The sequence below is a fragment of the Serratia sp. N21D137 genome, from assembly GCF_047530005.1.
Taxonomy (GTDB): Bacteria; Pseudomonadota; Gammaproteobacteria; order Enterobacterales; family Enterobacteriaceae; genus Chania; species Chania fonticola_B.
This window is the reverse complement of record NZ_JBLJAJ010000064.1, coordinates 1-7,586: the sequence shown is the minus strand read 5'-3', so window position 1 is coordinate 7,586 and position 7,586 is coordinate 1. Positions and strand designations below refer to the sequence as shown.

Below are 7,586 nucleotides of genomic sequence, written 5' to 3'. Positions count from 1 at the left end.
GGGGGAATAATGCTGACGGGAACGTCGTTCTTTAGTACTCACGGAGGTGTCCACCTGGAAGAATAAGTGGACACCTAAACTACAGCGCCTGACGCATTAAGCCAGACGGTGCTGAGTTGACGCTTACGTTCAAAGGTTGCCAAAATATTTTCCTCACTGATTTCCGGCAGCTCCCCCTCCTCCAGATTCTTATGCCACTCATCACGGGCCTGCGCGTCCATAAGAGAAATCATTCCGGATTTAAGCATCAGGTCCCGCCAGACACTGCGATCGATGGTACGTGTAATTGCCCGAATGGCCGTATCAACCTTTTCAGTCAACCAAGAGTCGTAACTGTGTCCCTGACGCATAGCCCAGTCCTTTGCCGTTCCCCCTCCGATACGGTTGGTCAGAGCAGATATCTCATCCAATTGGCGGATTAGGGCTGTGATCTGCGCCAGAGCGGCATTACGTCCAGATACGATGCGTTCGATGCTGGTGGAACAAATCAACTCTGTATGGTCAGTTAAAACTTCGGGTTCAGTCTGCATATTTCTTTCTCCATAAACGCAAACACCCGCCGGTTTAAGGACGGGTGTTTGGTAGTAATAGTGTTAAAAACATTGTGGGCTGTACTACACTGGACGCCGGTAATCAGCATGCCAGCAGTAATCCGGACAGGCTCATGTCTGCTTTTCGCCCCGGATAACTGAGGTGATGGTCTGGTAACCCATACGGGCCATCAGGCCAGTGGCTCGACGGGCACGGAGAATATCGATAGCCGTGATGAAGGGTGATTGTTCCTGGCAGGAGAACCCCCGGCGATCGATGCGAACCAGGTCGAACTTTTCCACCGTGAAATTCAACGCATCAGCCAGAGAGATACCGGCATCAATATGTTTGTGGATCACCGCGTCATCACTGAACTCGGTATCGTTAAGCGCCAATCCGTAATGCTGTTCCAGCAGATACGTGAGCATGGATTGCCAGACAACAACGGGTGATGGGCAAGCGTAAGCCGCCCGTTTCGGGGTGACAGGTAAGGTCTGCATGTGGGTTATCTTGTAGTTAGCTAGATGATCGATAGATATAAAAGGCGAAGATTTATGCAGTTGATTGGGGAGTAGGATAAATGGCGAGATACACATAACCGTGTGATCCCAGGCTATCGGCCTCACAGGTCAAGCCATTGCGATACAACGTGACACAGTGCTGGTGGCGAGGGTTGAGCTCACCGGAGAGCAGCATCAGTTCCAGGTGGTTGATAAACTGCGGGAAGGCGTTATTTAAATCACGTACTTGTGCTTCGCTGAATGTCCCGCTGATATCGGCACGGTCGGCCAGAAAATGCAGCCGGTCGCCTTCTTGTACCAGGCGGGCACCAAACTGCGGAGTTACGTTGCGTTTAAGTCCCCAGGCTGGGGTAGTGATTGATGGCATAGTGTCTCCCCCTATAACAAGCCGTGCTCAGCGAACGAATACACCGTCATGCCGCCGACAATACAGTGATCCAGCATCCTGACCTCAACCAGTGCCAGTGCATCTTTAATCTTGCCGGTTATTTTCCGGTCGGCAACACTGGGCTCAGCGTGACCGGAGGGATGGCAATGCGCCAGAAGCACCGCAGCAGCATTGTGTTGCAGTGCCGCCTTCACGATTTCACGGGGGTGGACCTCGGTACTGTTGATACTCCCGGTGAACAACGTTTCGTGGGCCAACAATCGATGCTGATTGTCCAGCCAGAGCACCATAAACACTTCGCGCTCCAGCCTCGCCATTCGCAACCGTAACCAATCGCTGACAGTATCAAGTGACGTGAATGAGGTTCCTGGTTCACGCAGATGAGTCTCCAGCAAGAACAGGGCGCGTTTGATTGTACGTTGCGTACTTAATGGCAGTTCAGTGACTGCCGGGGATAAGGTTAAGTTCATGAAGTTTTTCCCGTTGTTTTCAGTCGTTCATATGCATGATGGCGCTGTATTCAGGGCTCATTGAGCAGTAGCGCAGGAAACTGCTTGAAATAGGTCATCTCGGCTCCTTAATACAAAAAGCCCCATCGCGATCAGCGACAGGGCTAGAAGTGAGTAGCAGAATGATGGCGTTCAATTAGCTATTGGTGATCAACAAGGCGCTTGAGTGGTGATAACTGGCTATTGCCTGATTTGATGTCGCATGATGTAGCCTTAGCATCAACCAATGCCTTCCCCAGAGCAGGGGCCAGCAATTTCGCAGGGTATTGGAAGCTGTACGCCAAAGGGACATGATCGAAGCTGCTGTCATTATGGTAGAAGTGAAAAACAAAGGTTCCACTCTTGTGATCCAGCATTTTTGAAACAGCCTGTGCCAAATTGGCTGTCAGCAGACTATCCATCAGCGTATCGGGATGATCGATACTGATATTCATTTGATGAGCCCCTGCCGGGTAATACTGCAGAGTCATTCCCGTTGCCCCATCAGCCTTATCACCATAAATATCTTTCAAGTAATACAAGATATTCAAACGCGCTTCATCAGCGTTGCAGGTGAGCCTGAATTTCTCAGTGACCTTCCCCTTCTTCCCCGTGATGATAAATTCATCAACGCCATCCATAATACGGTCATGCTCAACCTGTACGTTGTCAGCCACCACATTCCGGTATTCTACTGGCTTAGGATCATAAGCCGCTGCGCATACGGCCTGGCTCAACAGAGCGCTGACCAACAGAGTAAACATCATTATCATTTTTTTCATGTTCATAATCTCTTTGATAAAAATCACTTATTCCGAATCTGTGAGCGTGACGTAAATATTCCCGCCTGAGCGCACTTCTATCGTCAGCGGCTCTTTTGAGCCGGTATTCAGCAAAGCCTGAGCCTGATAAAAACGCCCTGCCACCTCCTCCTTGATATCTGTGATACGGATACAGTGCTCCTCGATACCCTGACGCTGCAGGATTTTAGTGACCACCGGGCAAGCGCTTTGCGCCAGCCGTTCGGTACCCGATTGCGTTTTAAAATGATTACCGGCCACGGCTGACAACACGGTGCAAATCAGCCATACCTGTAACAAGCGCCAGGGCTTCCCCTGACGCTCGTCACGTTGGCGCAGATACACCATCGGCAGCAGGAACCATCCCAGTGAAGGGGCTGCTATCTCCTGTTTAAACAGGCTCAGACGGTCGAGTAGTACCCAGACCAGAGAGCAAAGCATATAAAGACCCAGTGCCACCTTCTGTGGAAGGAAGATAGCGGAAAGCCCCCAGACAACAGGAAGGCCAATGGATAAACACCAGGCGTAGGTGTCTTGCTTGAGAAACGGGTAAGGTTTCAGCATAGAGAAATATTCCTTTATTAATAATTAATTAGAAAACAGTGGGATTAAACGACCTCCCCAGCGAGGGGATCGTATCGGGATGTAAAGAGGAGGGATAATCGTTAGTGAAGATCAATAAACCGAAACCGATCGTTGAAACCTATCGCCAACGCCGATCGTTATCGCTTAATTAATAGCTTAAAACTATGATAAATCTATGTTCGATCGGCGAAACAGATCGAACACATGGCGAGTTTTTATATAGGCGTTAAAAGAAGCGATGCCAGAGCAATTTGGTCAGAGAGAGCAGTCGAGAGCGGACCTGTTTTAACCACTTTCTTAATGTGTGTGACTCCAGCAAAGCCTCCACGCTTTCGTCAAAGATGTCACCTACAACGCGGCTAAAGCCCTCCTGTGCCTTGGTGGTCACCTTTTCCGTCCGATACTCAGGTTCAAGTTGACGGGTAACCGCACTGCTGGCTTTGTCGGGTAAAACGGTGATTAGGGTTTCGACCCACCGAGGTATATTGAAACCTTCAGAGGCAGAAACCGCCAAGACAGGATGAACAGGAGAAAATACGGTATTCACCTGGGTCACTTTTTCCTGTAGGTTCTTCTGCTGCAGCAGAGAAGGTTGGTGGGTTGTAGTATTCCATTCTCGGCAAGGCTCTATTTTATCGGCTTGGCTGAGGACGAACAGAAAGTGGGCGGGTTTTGCGCCCTGTGAAACTAACTGCCGATAACACCGGGTATCATCATTCCAGGCACGGTCATCAGCTTTCAGTACCCAGACAATCAGATCCAGCTTATTCAGCCAATGTTGGTACAAGCGGGCATACATCTTATCAAGCGTGGGTGTTTCACCGATCCCTGGGAAATCAATAATATTGAGAGCATGCAGACCATCAGAGGTTTTGTACTGTTGAGCAAGACGGGTACATCCTTTCACTGCATCGACGCTCGCAGAAGGAGAGCTAAAAAGCGTATTGCACAGGCTGGATTTGCCTGCACCAGTTTTGCCCATAACTCCGATGAAAGGCTCATAATTAATCATCGCGCCAAGATGGAAACAAAGGTTGCGGTAAACATCCTCAGGTAATACCGAAAATATTTCCTTAGGTAGCAAGGTTTTATCGAGAGAGCTATTTGTCATGGTTCACCTTTATTATCAGAAGTCTGCAATTTTCATTAGGCATAAAAACCTGTCATTTTCCATGACAGGTTTTCAATACACACTGTAGGCAAGGTACAAAGCGATAATATAGGTTTGAATCTTTATAGAGCTAAAGGCTTTAAGATCCTTTTGAATTTTACATCTCTGTGATGAATGTGCACCATGCAGTTTACACATTTTAATCCAGTATCGTTGTCTATAGAGATGCAATGAAAATCCTTATACTCATCCGTCATGTAATCCAGTTTGTACAAAGAAGCCCCAACGAAGTACCCTCCCGAACGGGAAGTAGATGCGTTATCTATTAAAATAAGCCGTTCATACTTACTCTTATCCCAACCATTTACAGCTACATCCTTGAACTGTTTAAACCTGATCTGAAGAAAATCCAGCCTACTGTTCATAGCATCATTAATGAAAAGTGGTAATACATGCAGTTCTGGGAGGATATTGAAGTGCCATGAAATGTCACCATCACGATAATATTTAACCTCTAATTTTCTGACAAACAAATGAATAATATCAGGCGCACCACCAAGCTGACCAATGATGTTTGGCACCTTACTGATAACATATTCCCTCAATGAATCTCGAACTAGTTTTTTTAATGCACTACTAATTTTATCTCCCAAGGATCCAACCCGACTATACCTTTCAAAATCCAGAACAGGGGATTCATATTGATAATTACCCAATACAAATGACTTGGCATTTAGCGTCACCAGATTGTCAGATAGAGGGGTTTTACTTTTCTGCATAACGGTACTGTGGAGAATATGTGTTAAATTTCGGTCCTTTTTATCCGCGCTTTCCGGGCTTATATCTGCACGTAATTCCTCCAGAAAAAAAGTATCCGTTACATCAGACCTGAGGCTCGCAATGACGATTTTCTGGATAAGCCCTGACAGGGTGAGCTCTTTCTTTTGGGCTAGTTTTTTCAGGTCACTGTAGAGTGACTTGGAGGGGAAATTAACGGTAATCCGGTTTTGGCTGGGCATGTTTACCTCTCTAGGTGCTGCACTTTTTCAATCCAAAATAGTGCAGCACTTTTCATAACATACTGATATATTAACACACCTGTCCACTCACACAACAAGAACGACACTCAACTCTTCTGACTCCTTTACGGCAGCCTGTCCAAATCTCTAGCTGTTTTATGTAATTTTTTACTGGGCTTTGTATTGCATGTAAGACTTAGCCGTTTCGCTCTGCTCACAACCTCTCTTGCCGAGTACTGCGTTAGCAACCTTCCCCCAGTCGTTGTTCTTACAGACTGTCCCGTTAACTCTGGTTAACCGTATTGAATGCGACACCTACTTCTCTTCCGTCAACAACCCAGAAATCCTCTCGTAAAACTATAGGGCGGAAAAGCCCTACAGTCTTTTAATAGATTTAATAAGCGCTAACCCCCGAGTAAACTTTAGGGGGGGGGAACACGGGATTGTATCCACTGTTCCTTATTGCTCAAGGGTTAATAACTTTTACACAAGTAATATTTTTATCGGATTGATAGTATATTAATATAATAAATATATAACGAATGACAGTATGGATTTATAAGACAATAACCAAGACTACAAGCAGAGTTGATATTCAACCTATAAGTTTGATAGTTAACAACCCCATAGCAATACTATGCAATATCATAAAAAAATTAATCTTGATAGGTGAGTGAGTTGTAATTTTAACTGTAACCATCTTAGAAAGCCACTATCAGAAATAATATCGGGCATGACATCGATTGTAGCACGACCGTAGTAACCTCTCCCCCACGCATATCCGAATATATTCTCACTCATGCCTTCAGTAACTTTCAAGTGAGGCCATGATTATCTGTAAAATATCAACCCGAGACAACGTTATGAAAAAAGGCAATCCTGATACCCACAACCTATATTATCTCGCACGATTCAGAAGCACGCTCCACAATGCTCTAATAACACACCCAAGAACGCTGGCCGTCCGTGTTGATCTACGTTTACCGGAAGGCTATTGCGTTGATGACAATAAAGCGATCGAGTCTTTTACTCCCGCCATTAAGTCCCGACTCATCGCCTTGTTTAAGCGAAAGAAGAAAAAGAACCCCGGCAAGCAGATACATGAATCAGGCCTCCATTACATCTGGGTAAGGGAGAATAATCAGTGTGGTGAGAAAATTCACTATCATGCGCTACTGATGTTTAACAAAGACTCCTTTTGGACCCTAGGGGATTATAAGAAAAAAGGAAACTTGGCAGATCTGATTACTCAGGCATGGCTAAGCGCTCTGAAGCTGAAGGGGAATAAATACCACTCTCTGGTCTCGTTTCCGGAAAATCCTTGTTATCACCTGTTCAGAGGAGAGCTGGGGGCCACTGATGACTGCCAGGAGGTTTTACAGCGCATTGATTACATGGCCAAACACCGAACCAAGCAGTACAGCAATAAGGTACGTACATTGGGATGTTCAGTCTCTGCGCAAGGGACTTTCGATGGGGACTAAAAACCGTTGGAAAACACTCTGACGAGATTTCGGGTAATGCAGACGCATCACCATTCTGAAAATTAGGATTATCAGTACTTTTTTACACGGCCTTCCATCCACTGAGGAAGGCTGCAACACAAACCTAAAGACAGTCGTTCCTCCTTTAACCAATTGACTTAAAGGAGATTTAATCATGAATACCAACACACCATCCCTGCTCAACGACCAGCTTGTCGATATGGCGTTTATTACGGGCTTTACTCAGCTTACAGATAAGTGGTTCTACAAACTGATTCAACTCGGTGAATTCCCGAAGCCCATCAAATTGGGGCGTAGTTCTCGTTGGCTACAGAGTGAGGTGGAGGCGTGGGTGCAACAGCGCATTCAGCAATCACGCCCGTAATCATCTTCCCCATTACGACATATATCTCAATGACATCAGGCCAATATAACCTAAATAAAAAAGTAAACCGTACCGGGTTTTCGGGAGACTAAACTCTCAGTGAAAGGAGACCCGAAATGACATCCAAACGAGCAAACCGTTACCCACCTGTTAGCGCCGATGTAAAAATGACCCACATGCCAATGTAAAATGGACCCACCATGGGTAAAACTGGCAGTTTTAAGCGAGCTGCCGATGCTAACATTGGAGTTAAGAGTGGAGATTGCTGTTCTTC

At 46.2% G+C, this 7,586-nt stretch carries 9 protein-coding genes and 1 pseudogene; 2 read left to right on the top strand and 8 right to left on the bottom strand.

Annotated features, from left to right (window positions below; translation table 11 throughout):
- Positions 1-125 precede the first annotated feature (125 nt).
- From ACMV5H_RS24710 to ACMV5H_RS24675, 8 genes and pseudogenes are all read right to left on the bottom strand, one after another.
- Positions 126-530 (bottom strand): annotated as a pseudogene (locus tag ACMV5H_RS24710) (DUF4942 domain-containing protein); the annotation flags it as partial.
- A 132-nt stretch (positions 531-662) separates the two neighbouring features.
- Positions 663-1,031, bottom strand: coding sequence for a TA system toxin CbtA family protein (locus ACMV5H_RS24705; protein ID WP_414822710.1), 369 nt, complete (start codon positions 1,029-1,031; stop codon positions 663-665).
- Positions 1,032-1,083: 52 nt separating this feature from the next.
- A complete protein-coding gene (locus tag ACMV5H_RS24700) occupies positions 1,084-1,419 on the bottom strand; it encodes a type IV toxin-antitoxin system YeeU family antitoxin (RefSeq protein ID WP_414822709.1) in 336 nt (111 codons plus the stop codon).
- An 11-nt stretch (positions 1,420-1,430) separates the two neighbouring features.
- A complete protein-coding gene (radC, locus tag ACMV5H_RS24695) occupies positions 1,431-1,910 on the bottom strand; it encodes a RadC family protein (protein ID WP_414822708.1) in 480 nt (159 codons plus the stop codon).
- A 179-nt stretch (positions 1,911-2,089) separates the two neighbouring features.
- Positions 2,090-2,710 carry a hypothetical protein gene (locus ACMV5H_RS24690; protein WP_414822707.1) on the bottom strand — a complete coding sequence of 207 codons (621 nt, stop codon included), beginning with the start codon at positions 2,708-2,710 and terminating at the stop codon, positions 2,090-2,092.
- A 27-nt stretch (positions 2,711-2,737) separates the two neighbouring features.
- Positions 2,738-3,292, bottom strand: a complete 555-nt coding sequence (locus ACMV5H_RS24685) for a hypothetical protein (RefSeq protein WP_414822706.1) — start codon at positions 3,290-3,292, stop codon at positions 2,738-2,740.
- A 247-nt stretch (positions 3,293-3,539) separates the two neighbouring features.
- Entirely contained in the window at positions 3,540-4,424 is an 885-nt protein-coding gene (locus ACMV5H_RS24680; RefSeq protein WP_414822705.1) for a GTPase family protein, read from the bottom strand.
- Positions 4,425-4,546: 122 nt separating this feature from the next.
- Positions 4,547-5,443 carry a hypothetical protein gene (locus ACMV5H_RS24675; RefSeq protein ID WP_414822704.1) on the bottom strand — a complete coding sequence of 299 codons (897 nt, stop codon included), beginning with the start codon at positions 5,441-5,443 and terminating at the stop codon, positions 4,547-4,549.
- Positions 5,444-6,306: 863 nt separating this feature from the next.
- On the opposite strand from ACMV5H_RS24675, the gene ACMV5H_RS24670 reads away from it, so the two are divergent.
- Entirely contained in the window at positions 6,307-6,927 is a 621-nt protein-coding gene (locus ACMV5H_RS24670) for an inovirus Gp2 family protein (RefSeq protein ID WP_414822703.1), read from the top strand.
- Positions 6,928-7,102: 175 nt separating this feature from the next.
- Complete coding sequence (locus tag ACMV5H_RS24665) at positions 7,103-7,312, top strand: helix-turn-helix transcriptional regulator (protein ID WP_414822702.1); 210 nt, start codon at positions 7,103-7,105, stop codon at positions 7,310-7,312.
- Positions 7,313-7,586: the final 274 nt, after the last annotated feature.

Excerpts from the sequence above, each read along its gene's own strand:
- ACMV5H_RS24705 (WP_414822710.1), bottom strand. The coding sequence starts at position 1,031 with ATGCAGACCTTACCTGTCACCCCGAAACGGGCGGCTTACGCTTGCCCA.
- ACMV5H_RS24700 (WP_414822709.1), bottom strand. The coding sequence starts at position 1,419 with ATGCCATCAATCACTACCCCAGCCTGGGGACTTAAACGCAACGTAACT.
- radC (WP_414822708.1), bottom strand. The coding sequence starts at position 1,910 with ATGAACTTAACCTTATCCCCGGCAGTCACTGAACTGCCATTAAGTACG.
- ACMV5H_RS24690 (WP_414822707.1), bottom strand. The coding sequence starts at position 2,710 with ATGAAAAAAATGATAATGATGTTTACTCTGTTGGTCAGCGCTCTGTTG.
- ACMV5H_RS24685 (WP_414822706.1), bottom strand. The coding sequence starts at position 3,292 with ATGCTGAAACCTTACCCGTTTCTCAAGCAAGACACCTACGCCTGGTGT.
- ACMV5H_RS24680 (WP_414822705.1), bottom strand. The coding sequence starts at position 4,424 with ATGACAAATAGCTCTCTCGATAAAACCTTGCTACCTAAGGAAATATTT.
- ACMV5H_RS24675 (WP_414822704.1), bottom strand. The coding sequence starts at position 5,443 with ATGCCCAGCCAAAACCGGATTACCGTTAATTTCCCCTCCAAGTCACTC.
- ACMV5H_RS24670 (WP_414822703.1), top strand. The coding sequence starts at position 6,307 with ATGAAAAAAGGCAATCCTGATACCCACAACCTATATTATCTCGCACGA.
- ACMV5H_RS24665 (WP_414822702.1), top strand. The coding sequence starts at position 7,103 with ATGAATACCAACACACCATCCCTGCTCAACGACCAGCTTGTCGATATG.